Origin of the sequence: Halomonas icarae (assembly GCF_009901955.1) — a bacterium.
Classification (GTDB): Bacteria; Pseudomonadota; Gammaproteobacteria; order Pseudomonadales; family Halomonadaceae; genus Halomonas; species Halomonas icarae.
Genome location: NZ_WUTS01000001.1, coordinates 3,049,409 through 3,067,786 on the forward strand (window position 1 = coordinate 3,049,409; position 18,378 = coordinate 3,067,786).

Genomic DNA, 18,378 nt, shown 5'->3' on the forward strand with positions numbered 1-18,378 from the left:
GGTCAGTGCGCCTCGTCCCAGTTGGCCCCACTCCCGGCTTCGACGATCAATGGCACATCGAGCTCGGCGGCGGCCTGCATGCGCGCCTTCACCTGCTCACTGAACGCCTCTACCCGGGCCTCGGCCACCTCGAACACCAGCTCGTCGTGAACCTGCATCACCATCCAGGCATCCATCTCCCCCTCCTGCAGCCAGGCGGCCACCTCGATCATGGCACGCTTGATGATATCCGCGGCCGTGCCCTGCATGGGAGCATTGATGGCAGTACGCTCGGCGCCCTGACGGCGGGCACGATTCTGGGAGCGGATCTCGGGCAGATGGAGGCGCCGACCGAACACCGTCTCGACGAAGCCATCCTCGGCGGCCTGGGCGCGAATGCGCTCCATATAGTTCGCCACCCCGGGGTAGCGGTCGAAGTAGCGGTCGATATAGACCTTGGCCTGACTCTGTTCGGTATGCAGCTGCCGTGACAGCCCCCAGGCACTCATGCCGTAGATCAACCCAAAGTTGATCGCCTTGGCGCTGCGCCGCTGATCTGCCGTCACCTTGTCGAGTGCCACGCCGAACACCTCGGCGGCGGTGGCGGCATGGATGTCACGCCCCTCGGAAAACGCCGCCAGCAGTCCCTTGTCACCCGAGAGATGGGCCATGATGCGCAGTTCGATCTGTGAGTAGTCGGCGGCGACGATGCGATAGCCGGGCCGGGCGATAAAGGCCTGGCGGATCTTGCGGCCCTCCTCGTTCCGGATCGGGATGTTCTGCAGGTTAGGATCGCTCGAAGAGAGTCGCCCGGTGGCGGTGACCGCCTGGTGATAGCTGGTATGCAGGCGTCCGGTGGTCTTGTTGACCAGGCGCGGCAGCTTGTCGGTGTAGGTGGACTTCAGCTTGGCCAGGCCGCGATGCTCCATGATCACCTTGGGCAGCGGATAGTCCAGGGCCAGCTCCTCGAGCACCGCCTCGGCGGTGGACGGCGCCCCCTTGGGGGTCTTCTTGAGCACCGGGATCTTCTGCTCCTCGAAGAGGATCTGGCCCAGCTGCTTGGGAGAGCCGAGGTTGAACTCACGGCCGGCCAGCTCATGGGCACGGGCCTCCAGCTCGTTGATTCTCGCCTCGAGCTCACGGCTCTGAGCGTGCAGGCGCTGCGGATCCAGGGCCACGCCGGTCAGCTCCATCCGCGACAGCACCGGGATCAGCGGCAGCTCGACCGTCTCGAGCACCTGGCGCAGACGCCCCTGCCGCTCGAGCCTTGGGCGCAGCTCGTGGTGCAGACGCAGGGTGATATCGACATCCTCACAGGCGTAGGGCGCCGCCTGCTCCAGGGCAACCTGGTTGAAGGTGAGCTGCTTGGTCCCCTTGCCGGCAATCTCCTCGAAGGGGATGGTCTTCTCGCCCAGGTACTTGAGTGCCAGGGAGTCCATATCATGACGGGTGGCGGTGGAGTCGAGTACATAGGACTCGAGCATGGTGTCCTCGAGTGGCCCGGCCACCCGAATGCCATAACCGGCCAGCACCGAGATATCGTACTTGAGGTTCTGCCCGATCTTGGTTCTGCCGTTGTCCTCCAGCAGCGGCTTGAGGGCGGCAAGCACGGCGTCACGATCGAGCTGCTCGGGGGCGTCGAGGTAGTCGTGGGCCAGGGGGATATAGGCGGCCTCCCCCGCCTCCAGCGCCAGCCCGATGCCGACGATCTGCGCCTCCATGTAGTTCAGGCTGGTGGTCTCCAGATCGAAGCAGAAGGCCTCGGCGCTCTGTAGCCGCTCGAGCCAGGCGTCCAGCTCGGCCTGCTCGAGAATGACATGATCCTCACGTGGTGCGCCGCCGGCGGCGTGCTCCTCGGCGACCTCCGGAGTGCTGGTGCCACCGGCGACGTCGTCAACGCCCTCGTCCCGGCCCTCCAACAGCTCGGACAGCCAGGCCTTGAACTCGAAACGGCGATAGAGCTCGAGCAGCGTCTCGCGGTCCGGATGGGCGAGTTCCAGATCATCGAGCCCCACCGGCAGTTCGCAGTCGGTCTTGATGGTCGCCAGCCGATAGGAGAGGAAGGCCTTGTCGCGGTGCTCCTCGAGCTTCTTTGGCAGGGTCTTGGCGCCACGGAAATCAAGCGCCTTGACCGCCTCTAGATCGGCATAGATGGTATCGAGCCCGCCCTGCATGCCTTGCAATAGACCCAGCGCCGTCTTCTCGCCCACCCCGGGGACACCGGGAATGTTGTCCACCTTGTCGCCCATCAGGGCCAGGAAGTCGATGATCAGCTCGGGGGGCAGGCCGAACTTCTCCTTGACACCTTCGACGTCCAGGGTCTCGTCCTTCATGGTGTTGACCAGGGTGATGTGGGCATTGACCAGCTGTGCCATGTCCTTGTCACCGGTGGAGATCACCGCATCGCGACCCGCCTCGGTGGCCTGGCGAGCCAGGGTGCCGATGACATCATCGGCCTCGACCCCCTCGATGCACAGCAGCGGCAGGCCCAGTGCCCTCACGCAGTCGTGCAGCGGCTGAACCTGATCGCGCAGCTCATCCGGCATCGGTGGCCGCTGGGCCTTGTATTCCTCGAACAACTCATCGCGAAAGGTCTTGCCCGGGGCATCGAAGACCACCGCCATGGGGCTGCTCGGGTAGTCCTTGATCAGCCGCTTGAGCATGTTGAGCACGCCCTTGATCGCCCCGGTGGGTAAGCCTTCCGAGGTGGTCAGCGGCGGCAGGGCGTGGAAGGCGCGGTACAGGTAGGAGGAACCGTCGACGAGAACGATGGGACTATCGGCCATGGAGGCATCCATTGAAGCTGAGCGGAGAGTGATTCTGATCAACCATGATACGCATAGCGCGGCCGTTTTGCCGCGCCCGGTGGGCGCGAAGGCAACGACCCCTTACACTGGGGACACACACCATCTCACCGCCCCGGCGGACCGGAGATCATCATGAACACATTTCCCTCACTTACCGCCGCGCTGCTGACCATGGGCCTGTCGCTCGCCGCTGCCCTGCCGGCCCTGGCCCAGCCCAATGATGAGCTGGCACCGGATATCACCATCCGCCAGGAGGAGGAGCGCATCATCCGCGAGTACCGGATCAATGGGGAGCTCTATGCCATCGAGATCCGCCCCTCCAGCGGCCCCTCCTACTACCTGGTCGATCGCGACGGTGATGGCAACTTTGAACGCCAGCAGGGCGATCGCATCGCCGTGCCCGAATGGGTTCTGCAGACCTTCTGAATGATGAAAGCCGCTATCGCCGGTAACGCGAGAGGCGCCGGGGACAAGCCTCGAACGGTTCAATCCCCTGGCGGTTCGGCGAAGCGTGCATCACACTCGCAAGTCGCTACAATAGGCGGCTTGGCATACCCGGGTAAGAGACACATGGCCGTATTCACACCGCTGACCGAGTCCCAGATCGAGGCCTTCCTGAGCCGCTTCGACGCCGGCTCACTGGTCTCCCTGGAGGGCGTTCCCGCCGGCACCGAGAACAGTACCTTCTTCGTCACTACCGACCAGCGGGAGCTGGTGCTGACCCTGTTCGAACAGGGTGAGCATGAGGAACTGCCGTTTTTTGTCGAGCTGCTCGATTACCTCGATGAGCATCGCCTGCCGGTGCCCGGCCCCCTGCATGACCGTGAGGGCGTGGCTTTGCATAGCCTGGCCGGCAAGCCGGCACTGCTGTTCCCGAGGCTGCCCGGCAAGCACCCGCTCGATCCGAATCTGGCCCAGTGCCATGAGCTGGGCAGCGTGCTGGGACGCCTGCACGCCATCTCACAGCACTTCACCGGCCATCGCCCCAACCCACGCGATCTCCACTGGCTGGTGGCCCTTCACCCCAAGGTACATGGCTATCTTTCTGCGGCGGATCAGACGCTGATGAAGGATGAAGTGGAGACCTATGAAGATGTCTTCAATGGCGTTATCGAGCTGCCACAGGGGGCACTGCACGGCGATCTGTTCCGCGACAATACCCTGTTCGATGGTGATCGTCTGGGTGGCATCATCGATTTCTACAATGGCTGCACCGGCGACCTGCTGTTCGACCTGGCCATCGTCATCAACGACTGGGCCTGCAACGCGGACGGCAGCCTGAATGCCGAACGCCATGACGCCATCCTCGCCGCCTATCAAGCACACCGTCCGCTGACGGCGGCCGAGCGCGATGTCTGGCCGATGATGCTGCGCATGACCGCGCTGCGCTACTGGCTCTCGCGCCTGCTGGTGGTCTATGTGGACCCGCCGGCCCACGACCTGACGCCTCACGACCCCGAACGCTTTCGCACCATTCTCAAGGCGCGTATCGAGCAGCCTGCCCTGCTCCTACCGGAGGCAAGCCGATGAGCCTCTCCATGGCCAGTGCCAGCGGTCCCGCCCGGCGCGCCCGGCGCGTCTGGAACATCGACCAGTGGGGCAGCGGCTACTTCGATGTGGATGATGCCGGCCATGCCCTGGTGCGCCCCCTGGGCAGCGAGGCCGAGGGCCCGACCCTGCCGCTGAACGACCTGGTGAGCGAGCTCAAGGCTGCCGGCCTGCGCCTGCCGGTGCTGGTACGCTTTATCGATATCCTCCACGACCGGGTCGAGCAACTCTGCCACGCCTTCGATACCGCCATGCAAGAAGAATCCTTTGGCGGCGGCTATACGGCGGTCTACCCGATCAAGGTCAACCAGCAGCGCCGAGTGGTGGAGGAGATACTCGCCACTCCCGAGCGCGGTCGCGATCGGGTGGGGCTGGAGGCCGGCAGCAAACCGGAGCTACTCGCCGTGTTGGCGCTCTCCGGCGACGGTCCCTCTCTGATCGTCTGTAACGGCTACAAGGATCGCGAGTATGTGCGCCTGGCGCTGATGGGCGAGAAACTCGGCCACCGTGTCTATCTGGTGGTGGAGAAGCTTTCGGAACTGCCGCTGATCCTCGAAGAGGCCTCGGCACTCGGCGTCACACCACGCATCGGACTACGCGCCAGGCTAGCCTCCGTAGGACGCGGCCGCTGGCAGAACACTGGCGGTGAAAAGTCCAAGTTCGGCCTCACCGCCAGCCAGATCCTCGAGGTGGTGGAGCGACTGCGCGAGGCCGATGCCCTGGCCAGCCTGCAGCTGGTGCACTTCCACCTGGGCTCGCAGATCGCCAATATTCGTGACATCCAGCGCGGCCTGCGCGAGTGTGCGCGCTTCTACCAGAGCCTGGTGGAGCTGGGCGCCCCGGTGGATACCGTGGATGTGGGCGGCGGCCTCGGCGTCGACTACGAAGGCACCCGCTCGCGCAGCTTCTGCTCGGCCAACTACTCGATGCTCGAGTACGCCCGTAATGTGGTCTACGCCTTCCGCCTGGCCTGCCAGGAGAACGATCTGCCCCAGCCCCACCTGATCAGTGAGTCGGGCCGCGCGTTGACCGCCCACCACGCCGTCCTCATCACCAACGTGATCGGCGAGGAGCGGGTCAGCGATGCCTCTCCCGAACGCCGGGTCGAAGGCGACTCCCAGGTCGACGAGCTGTGGCGAGTCCACGACCTGCTCGGCGCCTCCCCCGACCAGCGCGGCCTGGTCGAGGCCTGGCATGACCTCGCCCAGGCCATGGGTGATCTGCATGAACGCTTCGTCATGGGGCTGACCGATATCACCGCCCGGGCCGAGGGTGAGGCGGTCTACTTCGCGGCCTGTGCCCGACTGCGCGCACGCCTGGACACGCGCAATCGCGTGCATCGCGAGATCGGTGATGAGCTAGCCGAGAAGCTCGCCGACAAGCTGTTCGTCAACTTCTCGCTGTTTCAGTCGGTGCCCGATGTCTGGGGGATCCAGCAGATCTTCCCGGTGATGCCGCTCACCGGACTCGACCAGGAGCCGGTACGCCGCGGGGTCATCCAGGACATTACCTGCGACAGCGACGGCCGCATCGACGGGTATGTGGATGGCCAGGGTGTGGAGACCACCCTGCCGCTGCCGGAGTGGCAGGAGGATGACGAGCGCCTGCTGGGCTTCTTCATGGTGGGCGCCTACCAGGAGATCCTCGGCGACCTGCACAACCTGTTCGGCGACACCGATTCTGTGGATGCCACCCTCAACGAGGATGGCAGCTGGAGCCTGAGCCATATCCAGCAGGGCGACCGTGTGGCCGACGTGCTGAGCTACGTCAACTTCGACGCCGAGGTGCTGCGCCGCCATCTGGCCGAACAGCTCGCCACCAGCGGCCTGGAAGAGGCCGAGCAGCAGCGCTTCCTCGACGATCTGTCCGAGGGGCTCTCCGGCTATACCTACCTAGAGTAGCTCGCCCCCTTCCGGAGACAGAGCAAGAGACAGAGAGAGCGCCCCGTCGTTGGTATCCACGGCGGCGCGCTTATCTCTGCGCTCTCACAACTTCCAACTTCTAACGTGCCCCTACTCCACCCGCGTGGTGACCTCCAGGCCGCCGGTGAGGGTGAAGCGCAGCTCGGCACCGCTGACCAGCGGGCCTACCCCGGCCGGCGTGCCCGTCAGCACCACATCGCCCGGCTGCAGGGTGAAGTGACGGCTCATCTCGGCCAGCAGGGTCGGCACCGGGAAGAGCATATCGGCCCCTTCGCCCTGCTGACGAAGCTCACCATCGATCTCCAGGGTAAAGGAGAGCGCGCTCCAGTTGGGCACCTGAGAAAGCGGCAGAAAGGACGACAGCGGGCAGGCGCCGTCGAAGGCCTTGGCGATCTCCCAGGGGTGACCCTTCTCCTTGAGCCGTGACTGGACATCGCGCAGGGTCAGGTCGAGGGCCAGCCCGATACCCACCACGGCGCGCTCCGCCTCCCCGGCAGTCACGTGGCTGAGCTCCTCACCGATCAGCAGTGCCAGCTCCGTCTCGTAATGGACCTCACCGCGGGAGTGAGACGCCTCGATGGGCGACTCCAGTGGCACGGCGCTGGTGGCCGGCTTGATGAACAGCAGCGGCTCACTGGGCACCGGGTTGTCAAGCTCCCGGGCATGCTCGGCATAGTTGCGACCGACGCAGACGATCTTGCCAAGCCGCTCGGCATAGGCCTGTCCGTCGGTGAAGCGGGGCACAAAGCGCATGGCGCATCTTCTCCTTCTGTGAGTGTGCCGCGAACGCGACAGGCGCACAGTTTAGCGCAGACGGCGGCACACACTACACCGGAGCCGGCAGCGCGGCAGTACGATCGCAGATGGCAGCACCGCTCAAGACTGTTCCGGTGACCACGCCTCGTCGGGCTCATGGGCCAGAAAGCCCGGTCGCCGTCCGGGTGCCGCGAAGGGCGCCACACAACGGTTGTCGCGGCGGTTGTAGACGAAGAAGGCGTTGCTGCGCGGGTCTGGCGCCATATTGGCATTGGAGCCGTGCAGCACGTTGCAGTCGAACAGCAGCAGGCCGCCGGCGGCACCGGTGGGCGCCTCGATACCGTGACGCTCAACCAGCCGGGCGAGCGCCTCGCGGCTCGGCACCCCAAGCTCCTGCTGTTTCAGCGACTGCTGGTGGTTGGCGGCCGGCGTCTCCCCGAGACAGGGAATGAACACCCGGTGGGAGCCAGGAATCAGCATCAGCGGGCCATTGAAGTGGTGGTTGTCGGTCAACACGATGGAGGCGCTGACCGCATGCATGGCCGGCATGCCATCCTCGGCATGCCAGGTCTCGAAATCCGAATGCCAGTTGAAGCCCTTGCCCTCGAAGCCCGGCTTGTAGTTGATGCGCGACTGGTGCACAAAGGGCTCGCCGCCGATGATCTGGCGGGCACGACCCACCAGGCGCTCATCCTGGGCCAGTCGGGCGAAGCGTTCGGACAGGAAGTGCATCGCGAACAGCGAGCGAATCTCCTTGCCGGAGGGCTCGGTGATGCTGAAGTCGCGATGGCGGTAGTTGGGGTTCTCCAGCAGCACCGCCAGCTCTCGACGCAGCTCCTCGAGCTCCTCGCCGGCGATGAAATTGGGTTCGAACAGAAACCCCTTGCGGTCGAACTCGTCGAGCTGCTGCCGGCTCAGGGGACCATCCTCGGCACTGCCCTTCACCACCGCTTCACGGCGATTTAACCAGGGCATGTCCAAGGGCTCGGCGAGGCGCGTGGGATAGGGGTCATCCCCCGGGCGTGGCGCGCTCCTTACGCGGCTCTGCGGGTCCGGTGAATCGACGACCTGATGCGGATTGGCACTCTCCTGCAGAACATGCTCGGATGTCTTGACTGACATTCAATCACCTCCTGTGAATCCGTGATCAATTTCAGCAAAACGCGTTCAGCGGCAAGACAGCCGCGAATGACCTCGGGTAGAGGTCGTGCTTCACCATATCGGGATGGCATCGATAATTTTCAAGGCCTTGCGTCCGCCCCTCTGCGTTCAAAGGGGGGAGGTCGGCAAGCGATACTGTATATGTCGAGTAGCGTAGACACACATGGAGGCCCGGCGCCGAACGCTGCGTGACCTCCGCCGGGAGCGTCGCCATCACGAACGTGAGCGGACAGGATTATACCGAAGCTCAATCCTTGATCGATAGGCCGCGGCAGCCGTCATCCAAGATATCCACGTAATACCTGTGTTCGCCCAGACAGCCACCACGAACAGCAAGGCTATCACGGTAAGCGTGACAGGCACCCTCGCGCTCCCCGTAATGGCGCATCAGGAACGGAGCACCCGCGCCCCCTGCAGACTAACCGCCATTGCGGCTCCTTGCCGAGGTAACACTCGGTGCCTCGCCGAACCGTAGGCGATAGGCCCGCGTGAAGTGCGCCGGCTGGGTAAAGCCGCTCGCCAGCGCCGCCTCCGTGACCAGGCACTGACTATCGGTGAGCAACTGCCGGGCGCGATCCAGACGCATGCCCAGATAACACTGCTGGGGCGTTTCGCCGAAATGGTGCCGGAACAGGCGCCCCAGCTGACGCTGAGACTGCCCCACCAGCCGACAGAGTTCGGGAATCGACAGCGCCTTGCCGAGATTGGCCTCCATGACGGCCAGGGCACGGATCACCCCACGCTGCAGATCACCATAGCGTGGCTGTGGCTTCTCCTCCCCCCCACGAGGCCTCTGGTGGATCAGCTGAAGTCCGACAGCGTCCGCCAGCGCCGGTCCATAGGCCTGCTCGATCCAGGTCAGCATCATGTCGATACCGGCGGCTCCCCCCGAACCGGTGAGGCGCGCGTCATCCATTTCATAGCGGGCCGTGCTGACCTCGAGATCGGGAAACTCCTGACGAAACGCCGCGACACTCTCCCAGTGCAGCGCCACCCGATGCCCAGACAGAACCCCCGCCCGTGCCAGTATAAAGGGGGCCGTATCCAATCCCCCCAACCAGCCGCCATGGACCGCAATACGCCGCAATACGGCACGGTCCTGGAAGCTGACGGTGGCCTCAGCGTCGTATGACGATACCACCATCAGCCTCGTCGTATCGTCCAGGGAGGCGATGGCGCCATCCACGTCGATGCGCACGCCATTACTTGCCACAACCGCCTCTCCATCCGACGACAGCAGCCGCCAGGCAAAGAGGTCGCGACCAAAGCGATTGGCCACCCGAAGCGGTTCAAGCAGGCAGAACAGGGTCAGCATGGAGAAGCGCGGCACCAGCCACACATTGAGCGTATGCTCGGCCTGCTCCGGTGTCAGCAAGGGGGGAGAATCGGGGCGCGGGTAGGGCCACAGGCCTTCGTCAGTCTCGAACATGGCCAATATAGTTAACTTTATGTCCAAAAAAGTCAAGTCGCATGCCACGGAGGAGCTTAGGGTAAAGAACGCCCATTAGCACAGCCCGTGGAGATACCGCCATGACTCACGTCACGCCTCTTGCCAATCGCCGCCATCTGGCGATCGAGCATGACGGCCACCAGCGCCAGTTTGCCGCCCTCTGGCTGCGCGAGCGCTGCCCCGATGCCGACACGCTGGACCCGCGTACCGGCCAGCGCCTGATTGAAGCGGCGGAGCTGCCGCTATCGCTGGCGATCGAGTCCGCAGAGGTAACCGATAATCGGCTTCAGCTGAGCTTCAGCGACGGCCATCGCACCGCCTTCGATCTCGACGCGCTATTCGGGGAGGTGCCCAGCGACCCTCCCAGGAGGCTATGGGATGCCGCCGGCGCCCCACTTCCCCAGGCCGACTTCAGCGCGGCTTGCGAGGATGACTCGGCCCTTCTGGAGATGCTGGAAGCCCTGCACCGCGATGGCTTCGTGGTCGTCTCCGGGGTGCCGGCGCAGGTCGATGGGATGCAGCCCCTGATCGACCGCATCGGCCCGCTGCGCCGTACCAACTGGGGTGGCATCGCCGACGTCAAGTCCGTGGCCAATGCCTATGACCTGACCATGACTCAACGCGGCCTGGAGCCCCATACGGACAACCCCTACCGTGACCCCATTCCCGGCTACATCTGGCTGCACTGTCTGACCAATGCCGCCGACGGTGGCGACAGCACCCTGGCTGATGGCTTCATGGCGGCTCGCCTGCTGCGCGAGCGCGACCCCGAGGCGTACGCCACGCTGACTCGAGTCACGCCCGGCTTCCGTTATCACGATGCCGACACCCACCTTGAGAGCGAGGGGCCGTTGATCGAGCTTGACAGCTACGGCACTCCGGTGCGGGTACGCTACTCCAACCGCACCGAACAGGTGCCCGCCCTTCCCCCCGAGGAGCTCGAGGCCTACTACGCCGCACGCCAGGCCTTCTATCGGCTGATCACCGGCGAGGAGCTGACCCTGCACCTCAAGCTCAACCCCGGCCAGATGCTGATCATGGATAACTACCGCCTGCTCCACGGGCGTAGCGCCTTTCAGCTCGCCGGCGGCGTACGTCATATGCGCCAGGGATACGTGGACCGGGACAGCACAGCCAGCCGCCGCCGCACCCTTCGCCAGCGTTTCGCCACTTCACAGCTCAAGGGAGAGCCCGCATGAAACAAGCGCGTTTCCGAAACTTCGGTGAGGCCCAGCGCGACGACTGGGCCCTGATCGACGCCCGTTTTCGCGACTACATCGACGATGCCCCGCGCCGGGTGCTGGCCCATCTGCACAACCTGGCAGGCGACCACCACGGTTACCCGGTGGATCGCTACGAACACTGCCTGCAGACCGCAACGCGTGCGCTGCGTGACGGTGCCGATGAGGAGATGGTGGTCTGCGCCCTGCTCCACGACATCGGTGACGACCTGGCACCGGCCAACCATGCCGAGGTCGCGGCGGCCATCCTTGAACCCTTTATCGACCCGCTCAATGCATGGATGATCCGCCACCACGAGCTCTTTCAGGGCTACCACTACCGCCATTTCTTCGGGCAGGACCGCCACGCACGTGAGCAGTATCGCGACCACCCGGCCTATGAGCGTACCGTGCGCTTCTGTGACGAGTGGGACCAGGCCAGCTTCGACCCCGACTACGACAGCCTGCCCCTGGAGCACTTCGTCCCGATGGTGGAGAGGGTGCTCGGCCGAGCTCCCCGCGGCGGCCTTCCCGAGCCACTGCCCAAGGAGTCACTGCCCGAGGAGACGCCGTGATGAGCCAGACCTGTGCTCAGCAGCTCTTGAGCCTTCTCGAGGCGTACGGGGTCGATACCGCCTTCGGCATCCCCGGGGTACACACCGTCGAGCTCTACCGTGCGCTGGGCCAAGGCCGGCTCCAGCATGTCACTCCGCGCCATGAGCAGGGGGCCGGTTTCATGGCCGACGGCTATGCCCGGGCCAGCGGCAAGCCGGCGGCCTGCTTCATCATCACCGGCCCGGGCATGACCAATATCGCCACCGCCATGGGCCAGGCCCTGGCCGATTCGGTGCCGATGCTGGTGATCTCCAGCGTCAATCGACGCGACACCCTGGGTCGTGGCCAGGGGCGGCTACACGAGATGCCACACCAGAGCCAGACCCTGGCGGGCGTCAGTCTCTTCAGCCACACCCTCCTCGACCCGGCAGCGCTGCCCGAGGTGCTGAGTCGCGCCTTCGCGATCTTCGCCTCCGCACGGCCGGGCCCGGTGCATATCGAGATTCCGCTGGATGTGATGGCCGCCCCGGCGCCTCAGGCAGTTACTGTTCCTGCGCGTACCTTTCCTCCGGCACCGGCTCCCGCCGCGCTGGAGATGGCCGCCGAGTGGCTGGCTAGCGCGCAGCGTCCGCTGCTGCTGCTCGGGGGCGGCACCGCCGCCTCGCCGAAGGCCGCCCGCCGACTGGTCGAGCACCTCGATGCCCCGGCCCTTACCACCATCAATGCCAAGGGTGTGCTGGGCCTCGACCACCCCCTCGATCTGGGGGCTACCGCGAGCCTGCCCGCCGCGCGCCGACTGGCCTCCCAGGCCGACGTGGTGGTGGCGATCGGTACCGAGCTGGGCGAAACCGATTACGACATGTACACCGATGAGGGCTTCCGGCTCGATGGCCGGCTGATTCGCATCGATATCGACCCCCAGCAGCTGGGCCGCAACCAGGCCGCCGACCTGGCCATCCTGGCCGAGGCCGGTCAGGCGATGAATGGGCTGCTCGAGCACCTGCCGGCAGCCACCCGCCGCGACGGGGCAGCCCGGACCGCCGCCGTGCGCCACGAGCTGGCGCTGGCCGACGACCCTGAACTCGCCCCCTATGTGCCGCTCTACGCCACCCTGCGCGAGGTGCTGCCCGAAGCCATCGTGGTCGGCGACTCCACCGGTCCGGTCTACGCCGGCAACTTCCTGGCCTCGCTGCCGGCCCCGCGGCGCTGGTTCAACGCCGCCACCGGCTTCGGTACTCTCGGCTACGGTCTACCCGCTGCCCTGGGGGCCGCCCTGGCCCAGCCGCAACACCCCGTGGTGGCACTGGTCGGCGACGGCGGGCTGCAGTTCGTGCTCGGCGAGCTCGGCACCGCCCGCGACCTCGGCCGCGCCGTGGCCGTGGTGATCTGGAACAACGACGGCTATGACGAGATTCGGCGCTACATGTCGATGAGCGAGGTGCCCCACCTCGGCGTAGACCTGGCGGCCCCGGACTTCAAGGCGCTGGCCACCAGCTACGCGTGCCGTTATCGGAGCGTGGGTGACCCCAGTTCGCTGGGACAGGCCCTGGCCGAGCTCGGCGCGGATGCCTCCCCCCTGCTGATCGAGGTGGATGCCTCGGCCTGGGTCGCCGCCCTGTAACCCGAGACCACTACCCAATAACATTTCAAGGAGACCTGACATGCGTAAATCGATCCTAGCCACCAGCCTGGCTTTTGCCGGCCTGCTGCCTCTCTCGGCCCAGGCGGCGCAGGATGCCAACGAGGAGTTGCGCCTGGTCGTGCCACCCTGGCCCGGTGTCACGGTCAAGTCAGAAATCTTCGCACAGCTCGCCGAGCCCCTGGGGTACCGGGTCGATGCCCTGGAGGTCAGCTCCACGGTGGGTTACCAGGTCCTGCAGAGTGGCGAGGCCGACGCCTTCCTGGCCGGTTGGTTGCCCGCCCAGCAGGAGAGCTTTGATGCCGCCATGGAGAATGGCGCCATCGTCGACCTGGGCAACAACGTCAATGGCGCCCGCATGGGCTTCGCGGTTCCCGGCTACGTCGCCGATGCCGGTATCACCAATGCCGAGCAGCTGGCCGATCCGGAGGTCGCCGAGCGCTTCGACTACCGTATCTACAGCATCGAGAACGGCTCCACGGTCACCGACATGCTCAATGCTGCCATCGACGCCAACGTTCACGGCCTCGGTGACTGGGAGGGCAAGCCCTCCTCGACGCCCGGCATGCTCAGCGAGGTCAAGGGCGCCGTTCAGGAGGAGCGCTGGATCCTCTTCTACGGCTGGACGCCTCACTGGATGGTGCCGGAATACGACACTCGCATCCTCGACGATCCCGCCGGTGTCTACGGCGACGACAATGGCCGCAGCGACGTCAAGACCATCGTCTCCAAGGCCTACGCGGAGGCCAATCCCAACATGCTGAGGCTGCTCGATCAGTTCGTGCTCTCAGCCGACGAGCAGAGCGAGTTCATTCGCGCCTACAGCCTGGAAAACGGCGATCTCGAAGAGGTGGCTCATGACTGGCTGGTCAACCACCCCGAGCGTGTCGCCACCTTCCTGGAGGGCGTGACCACCCGCGACGGCGACAGCGCCCTGAGTGCCGTGGAGCAGAGCTTGTGAGCGGCCACCAAATGGACGAACTCGCCATCCGTCGCGACCTGGCCGCCGCCTACCGGCTGATCGCGCTGGACGGCATGGACGATGGCATCTCTACCCATATCTCGGCGCGCCTGAGCAACGACCGTTTCCTGCTCAACGCCTTCGGACTGCGCTTCGAGGAGGTGCGAGAGGACAACCTGGTCACGGTGAATGGCGACGGCGAGGTACTCGATGACCCCACCGGGCTAGGCATCAACCCCGCCGGCTTCACCATCCATAGCGCGCTCCACGCTGCCCGACCCGAGGTCGTCTGTGTGCTGCATACGCACACCGTCGCCGGCGTCGCCCTGTCGTGCCTGGAGGAGGGCCTGCTGCCGCTCAACCAGTGGGCGCTGCAGTTCCACGACCGGCTGGCCTATCACGACTACGAGGGCATCGCCCTGGACCTCGACGAGCGCGAGCGCCTGGCCGCCGACCTCGGCCCCCACCGGGCGATGATCCTGCGCCAGCACGGCCTGCTGACCTGCGGGCGCAGCGTCGGCGAAGCCTTCCTCGTGATGCGTGACCTGGAGCGCAGCTGCCAGGCCCAGCTGGCCGCCCAGGCCACCGGCCGACCGCTGCGGACGGCCTCCTCGGCAATGGCCGAACATGTCGCCCGCCAGTACGAGGCCTGGGCCGATAGCCCGGCAGGCATCGGCCGCGCCTGGCAGGCCGAGCGGCGACGCCTGGCCGACCGCACGCCAGATCTGCGGCCCCTCCAGCCCTAACGACCACAACGAGATCGATATGCGCTACTCACAATTGACGGATCGAATCGCCGGCGACGGCGCCGCAGCCTGGGATATCCACTATCGTGCCCTGGCTCGCCAGGCCAATGGCGACGATATCACCATACTCTCGGTGGGCGACCCGGATTTCGATACTCCGGGTGCGATCGTCGAGAGCGCGGTAACAAGCCTGCGCGGTGGCGCCACCCACTACTCGGATGTGCAAGGCAAGCTGGCACTGCGCCAGGCCATCGCCGATGACTACCGCCGTCAGGGGCTCGCGGTCGGCCCCGACAACCTCATCGTCACGGCCGGTGCCCAGTGCGGCCTCTACGCTGCCGCCCAGTGCCTGCTGGATCCCGGCGACGAGGTGCTGGTCCCCGAGCCCTGCTACGTCACCTACGAGGCGGTGCTGCGCGCCACCGGCGCCGAGATGGTACAGGTACCCATGGATGGCGAGGCGGGCTTTCGCCTCGATCCCGCCGCGCTGGAGGCGGCGATCACCCCGCGCACTCGGGCCCTGCTGCTCAACAGCCCCCACAATCCCAGCGGGCAGCTGATCGACGCCGATACCTGGGCCGCCATCGCCGAGCTGTGCCGTCGCCACGACCTGTGGCTGATCTCCGATGAGGTCTACGCCGAGCTGATCTTCGAGGGCGAGCACCTCTGCCCCGCCACTCTTCCCGGCATGGCGGAACGCAGTGTGGTGATCAGCAGCCTGTCCAAGTCCCACGCCATGACCGGCTGGCGCCTGGGCTGGGTGCTGGGGCCCGAAGCACTGATCCAGCATCTGAGTCATCTGGCCCTGTGCATGCTCTACGGCTGCCCCGACTTCATTCAGGACGCCGCCTGCGATGCCCTGAAGACGCCTCCCCATGAGCTGGCGGAGATGCGCGAGACCTACCGGGCTCGCCGCGATGTCGTCTGCGAGGCCCTGGCCGGGTGCCCGGCGGTCACCGCGGTCCGCCCCCCGGCGGGCATGTTCATGATGGTGGATATTCGTGCCACCGGCCTCTCCTCCCAGGCATTTGCCGACCGCCTGCTCGACGAAGAGGGCATCTCGGTGCTTTCCGGCGAGGCGTTCGGCCCCTCGGCGGCCGGCTTCGTGCGCCTCGGCCTGACCGTGGACGCCGAGCGTCTCGCCGCCGCCAGCCAACGGCTGGCCTCCTTCGCGGAGCGCGCCCTGTGCGAGCGCGACCCGCATGCCCTGCCACCGACCCCGGCCTCGGAGGCCGATTGCCTATGACATCATCGCTCAATGCCGCTTTCCCTGACCGCACCACCACCGCGCCGGCGGTGGTGGCTCATCAACTGATCAAGCATTTCGGCGACCTCGAGGTGCTCAAGGGCGTCTCCCTCGAGGTGGCCGAAGGCACCGTCACCTCCATCATCGGCGCCAGCGGCTCGGGCAAGAGCACCCTGCTGCGCTGCATGAACCTGCTCGAGCGCCCCGACCAGGGCGAGCTGACCATCGCCGACGAGGCGATTCGCTTCATCCGCGACCCAGAGGGCAATATCACCGGCCTCGATCGCCACCAGCTCCAGCGGCTGCGGGCCAAGGTCACCATGGTCTTCCAGCAGTTCAATCTCTGGCCACACCTGACCGTGCTGGGCAACGTCATCGAGGCCCCCATGCGGGTCAAGGGTCTCTCTCGCCGGCGAGCCACCGCACTGGGTGAGCACTATCTCGAGCGGGTCGGCATGGCCGATCGTCGCGACGCCTACCCCGCCTTCCTCTCCGGGGGCCAGCAGCAGCGGGTCGCCATCGCGCGGGCCCTGGCCATGGAGCCGCGCCTGTTGCTGTTCGACGAGCCCACCTCGGCACTGGATCCCGAACGGGTCAACGAGGTGCTCGGCGTGATCCGCGGCCTCGCCGACGAGGGCCGCACCATGCTGCTGGTCACCCACGAGATGCACTTCGCCCGCGAAGTCTCCGACCAGCTGGTCTACCTCGACCAGGGCCGTATCGCGGCCTCGGGTACGCCGGAAGCCGTGTTCGAGGATCCGCGTTGTAGTCAGTTCGTCGCCCCCGCCGCATGATGGCTTTCCCCACAATAACGACAGGAGACCCCCATGAAAGTCTCGATGATGATAGCAACCGCCGTGACCGCCTTCGGCCTCGCCCAGGCCACCCAGGCCGCCGATCCGCTCAAGGTCGGCATTTCCGGCGAACCCTACCCGCCCTTCAGCTTTAAGGCCGCCAGCGGCGACTGGACCGGCTTCGAGGTGGAGCTGGCCCGCGAGATTTGTGACGCCATGGAGCGGCAGTGCGAGATCACGCCGACGGGCTGGAGCGGCATCATCCCTTCGCTCAAGGCCGGGCGCATCGACATGATCATGAACTCCATGTCGATCACCGAGAAGCGCCAGCGGGTCATCGACTTCACCCGCCCCTACTACTTCACGCCGGGCGCCTATGTCGCCGCCAGCGACCTCTCGCTGACACCCCCCGATGATCTCGACGGCCTGGTAATGGGCGTGCAGGCTGCCACCACCAACGCCACCTATGCGCGTCGCGCACTGCGCGACAGCGGCGTCGATATCCGCCTCTATGACCAGGCGGAGCAGGTCAACAACGACCTGCTGTCCGGGCGCCTGGATGTGATCCTCGCCGACCAGATCGCCATGGCCCAGTTCCTGGCCCGCGACGAGGCCGAGGGGTTCGAAATAAAAGCCACCGCACCTCACCACGCAGCCTATGGCGAGGGAGTCGGCATCGGCCTGCGCCAGGAAGACGACGCCCTACGCGAGGCACTGAACACGGCCATTACCGCGGTGATAGCGGACGGCACCTGCGCCAGCCTCTCCGAGCAGTACCTGGGAACCGACGTCTGTGTCGACGGCTGAACCATCGTTTGTTGCTGTCTGCCCTCGGCGCCCATGGCATCGAGGGCATCCCGTTTCGTGACCAAGGAAAACATCGACCATGACTTCGATGACACCGGAGGGGCTGGTCGACTGGGCCGGCCCCATCCTGAGCGGTGCCCTGACCACGGTGCAGATCGCCGTACTGGCCTACGCCATCGGCCTGCTGCTGGGCCTGCTGGGTGCCGGCGCCAAACTTAGCCCCTGGCCGCCCCTGCGCGGCCTGGCCACCGCCTACTCCACCCTGATTCGGGCGATTCCCGAACTGCTGCTGATCATTCTGCTCTACTACGCCGGGGCTCAGGCACTGGATAGCCTGCTGGCCCGCCTGGGCATGGAGGGTGCCGTTCAGATCACCGGCTTCGCCACCGCCGTCGGCGTGCTGGCCTTCGTCCAGGGCGCCTACATGACTGAGGTGTTCCGCGGTGCCATTCAGGCCATTCCCCGTGGCCAGCTGGAAGCCGCGGATGCCTTCGGCTTCTCGCGCTGGGACCGCTTCCATCGCATCGTGCTGCCGAGCATGCTGCCCAATGCCCTGCCCGGCATGTCCAATCTGTGGCTCATCCTGATCAAGGACACTGCCCTGATCAGCGTGATCGGCTTCAATGAGCTGTTCTTCACGGTTCAGCAGGCCGCGGCCAGCAGCCGTGCCTACTTCCTCTTCTATGCCGCTGCCGGCGTCATCTATCTATTGATGACGGTAAGCTCCACGGCGCTGTTCGCCCGTCTCGAGCGCCATGTGCGCCGCGGCCAACCCACGGAGGCCTGA

Annotated in this window: 16 protein-coding genes; 12 read left to right on the plus strand and 4 right to left on the minus strand. The window is 65.8% G+C overall.

Annotated elements, in window-relative coordinates; genetic code table 11:
• Positions 1–2: 2 nt before the first annotated feature.
• Complete coding sequence (gene polA / locus GRB80_RS13950; protein WP_161423970.1) at positions 3–2,765, minus strand: DNA polymerase I; 2,763 nt, start codon at positions 2,763–2,765, stop codon at positions 3–5.
• Between the two features lie 153 nt (positions 2,766–2,918).
• On the opposite strand from polA, the gene GRB80_RS13955 reads away from it, so the two are divergent.
• The 3 genes from GRB80_RS13955 (at position 2,919) to speA (ending at position 6,235) form a co-directional block, all read left to right on the plus strand.
• Positions 2,919–3,212 carry a DUF2782 domain-containing protein gene (locus GRB80_RS13955; RefSeq protein WP_161423971.1) on the plus strand — a complete coding sequence of 98 codons (294 nt, stop codon included), beginning with the start codon at positions 2,919–2,921 and terminating at the stop codon, positions 3,210–3,212.
• 144 nt (positions 3,213–3,356) lie between these two features.
• A complete protein-coding gene (locus tag GRB80_RS13960; protein WP_161423972.1) occupies positions 3,357–4,316 on the plus strand; it encodes a homoserine kinase in 960 nt (319 codons plus the stop codon).
• A gap of 8 nt (positions 4,317–4,324) precedes the next feature.
• Positions 4,325–6,235, plus strand: coding sequence for a biosynthetic arginine decarboxylase (gene speA / locus GRB80_RS13965; RefSeq protein WP_132043741.1), 1,911 nt, complete (start codon positions 4,325–4,327; stop codon positions 6,233–6,235).
• Between the two features lie 111 nt (positions 6,236–6,346).
• On the opposite strand, the gene GRB80_RS13970 is transcribed toward speA, so the two are convergent.
• The 3 genes from GRB80_RS13970 to GRB80_RS13980 all read right to left on the minus strand — a co-directional run bounded on the left by GRB80_RS13970 (position 6,347) and on the right by GRB80_RS13980 (position 9,602).
• Positions 6,347–7,009, minus strand: coding sequence for a fumarylacetoacetate hydrolase family protein (locus GRB80_RS13970; RefSeq protein ID WP_161423973.1), 663 nt, complete (start codon positions 7,007–7,009; stop codon positions 6,347–6,349).
• 123 nt (positions 7,010–7,132) lie between these two features.
• The gene (gene thpD, locus GRB80_RS13975) at positions 7,133–8,134 is read right to left on the minus strand and encodes an ectoine hydroxylase (protein ID WP_161423974.1); all 1,002 of its coding nucleotides are present in this window, start codon (positions 8,132–8,134) and stop codon (positions 7,133–7,135) included.
• 457 nt (positions 8,135–8,591) lie between these two features.
• Positions 8,592–9,602 (minus strand): GlxA family transcriptional regulator, encoded by a 1,011-nt coding sequence (locus GRB80_RS13980; RefSeq protein WP_161423975.1) that lies wholly within the window; start codon positions 9,600–9,602, stop codon positions 8,592–8,594.
• A 101-nt stretch (positions 9,603–9,703) separates the two neighbouring features.
• On the opposite strand from GRB80_RS13980, the gene tmpA reads away from it, so the two are divergent.
• From tmpA to GRB80_RS14025, 9 genes are all read left to right on the plus strand, one after another.
• Positions 9,704–10,822 carry a 2-trimethylaminoethylphosphonate dioxygenase gene (gene tmpA, locus GRB80_RS13985; RefSeq protein WP_161423976.1) on the plus strand — a complete coding sequence of 373 codons (1,119 nt, stop codon included), beginning with the start codon at positions 9,704–9,706 and terminating at the stop codon, positions 10,820–10,822.
• Complete coding sequence (locus tag GRB80_RS13990; RefSeq protein WP_161423977.1) at positions 10,819–11,418, plus strand: HD domain-containing protein; 600 nt, start codon at positions 10,819–10,821, stop codon at positions 11,416–11,418. Before tmpA ends, GRB80_RS13990 begins: the two co-directional genes overlap by 4 nt.
• The gene (locus GRB80_RS13995) at positions 11,418–13,019 is read left to right on the plus strand and encodes a 5-guanidino-2-oxopentanoate decarboxylase (protein WP_161423978.1); all 1,602 of its coding nucleotides are present in this window, start codon (positions 11,418–11,420) and stop codon (positions 13,017–13,019) included. Before GRB80_RS13990 ends, GRB80_RS13995 begins: the two co-directional genes overlap by 1 nt.
• Positions 13,020–13,059: 40 nt before the next feature.
• On the plus strand, positions 13,060–13,998 hold the full coding sequence (locus GRB80_RS14000; protein ID WP_161423979.1) for a glycine betaine ABC transporter substrate-binding protein: 939 nt from the start codon (positions 13,060–13,062) through the stop codon (positions 13,996–13,998).
• Positions 13,999–14,009: 11 nt separating this feature from the next.
• On the plus strand, positions 14,010–14,744 hold the full coding sequence (locus tag GRB80_RS14005; RefSeq protein WP_161424363.1) for a class II aldolase/adducin family protein: 735 nt from the start codon (positions 14,010–14,012) through the stop codon (positions 14,742–14,744).
• 19 nt (positions 14,745–14,763) lie between these two features.
• Positions 14,764–15,990, plus strand: a complete 1,227-nt coding sequence (locus GRB80_RS14010; RefSeq protein WP_161423980.1) for a pyridoxal phosphate-dependent aminotransferase — start codon at positions 14,764–14,766, stop codon at positions 15,988–15,990.
• Positions 15,987–16,784: an ATP-binding cassette domain-containing protein gene (locus GRB80_RS14015; RefSeq protein WP_161423981.1), complete on the plus strand. Its 798-nt coding sequence runs from the start codon at positions 15,987–15,989 to the stop codon at positions 16,782–16,784. Before GRB80_RS14010 ends, GRB80_RS14015 begins: the two co-directional genes overlap by 4 nt.
• A 33-nt stretch (positions 16,785–16,817) precedes the next feature.
• On the plus strand, positions 16,818–17,591 hold the full coding sequence (locus GRB80_RS14020) for a transporter substrate-binding domain-containing protein (protein ID WP_202597234.1): 774 nt from the start codon (positions 16,818–16,820) through the stop codon (positions 17,589–17,591).
• A 79-nt stretch (positions 17,592–17,670) separates the two neighbouring features.
• Entirely contained in the window at positions 17,671–18,378 is a 708-nt protein-coding gene (locus GRB80_RS14025; protein ID WP_161423982.1) for an ABC transporter permease, read from the plus strand.

Excerpts from the sequence above, each read along its gene's own strand:
- GRB80_RS13960 (WP_161423972.1), top strand. The coding sequence starts at position 3,357 with ATGGCCGTATTCACACCGCTGACCGAGTCCCAGATCGAGGCCTTCCTG.
- GRB80_RS14010 (WP_161423980.1), top strand. The coding sequence starts at position 14,764 with ATGCGCTACTCACAATTGACGGATCGAATCGCCGGCGACGGCGCCGCA.
- speA (WP_132043741.1), top strand. The coding sequence starts at position 4,325 with ATGGCCAGTGCCAGCGGTCCCGCCCGGCGCGCCCGGCGCGTCTGGAAC.
- GRB80_RS13955 (WP_161423971.1), top strand. The coding sequence starts at position 2,919 with ATGAACACATTTCCCTCACTTACCGCCGCGCTGCTGACCATGGGCCTG.
- polA (WP_161423970.1), bottom strand. The coding sequence starts at position 2,765 with ATGGCCGATAGTCCCATCGTTCTCGTCGACGGTTCCTCCTACCTGTAC.
- tmpA (WP_161423976.1), top strand. The coding sequence starts at position 9,704 with ATGACTCACGTCACGCCTCTTGCCAATCGCCGCCATCTGGCGATCGAG.
- thpD (WP_161423974.1), bottom strand. The coding sequence starts at position 8,134 with ATGTCAGTCAAGACATCCGAGCATGTTCTGCAGGAGAGTGCCAATCCG.
- GRB80_RS14005 (WP_161424363.1), top strand. The coding sequence starts at position 14,010 with ATGGACGAACTCGCCATCCGTCGCGACCTGGCCGCCGCCTACCGGCTG.
- GRB80_RS14020 (WP_202597234.1), top strand. The coding sequence starts at position 16,818 with ATGAAAGTCTCGATGATGATAGCAACCGCCGTGACCGCCTTCGGCCTC.
- GRB80_RS13995 (WP_161423978.1), top strand. The coding sequence starts at position 11,418 with ATGAGCCAGACCTGTGCTCAGCAGCTCTTGAGCCTTCTCGAGGCGTAC.
- GRB80_RS13990 (WP_161423977.1), top strand. The coding sequence starts at position 10,819 with ATGAAACAAGCGCGTTTCCGAAACTTCGGTGAGGCCCAGCGCGACGAC.
- GRB80_RS14025 (WP_161423982.1), top strand. The coding sequence starts at position 17,671 with ATGACTTCGATGACACCGGAGGGGCTGGTCGACTGGGCCGGCCCCATC.
- GRB80_RS14000 (WP_161423979.1), top strand. The coding sequence starts at position 13,060 with ATGCGTAAATCGATCCTAGCCACCAGCCTGGCTTTTGCCGGCCTGCTG.
- GRB80_RS14015 (WP_161423981.1), top strand. The coding sequence starts at position 15,987 with ATGACATCATCGCTCAATGCCGCTTTCCCTGACCGCACCACCACCGCG.
- GRB80_RS13980 (WP_161423975.1), bottom strand. The coding sequence starts at position 9,602 with ATGTTCGAGACTGACGAAGGCCTGTGGCCCTACCCGCGCCCCGATTCT.
- GRB80_RS13970 (WP_161423973.1), bottom strand. The coding sequence starts at position 7,009 with ATGCGCTTTGTGCCCCGCTTCACCGACGGACAGGCCTATGCCGAGCGG.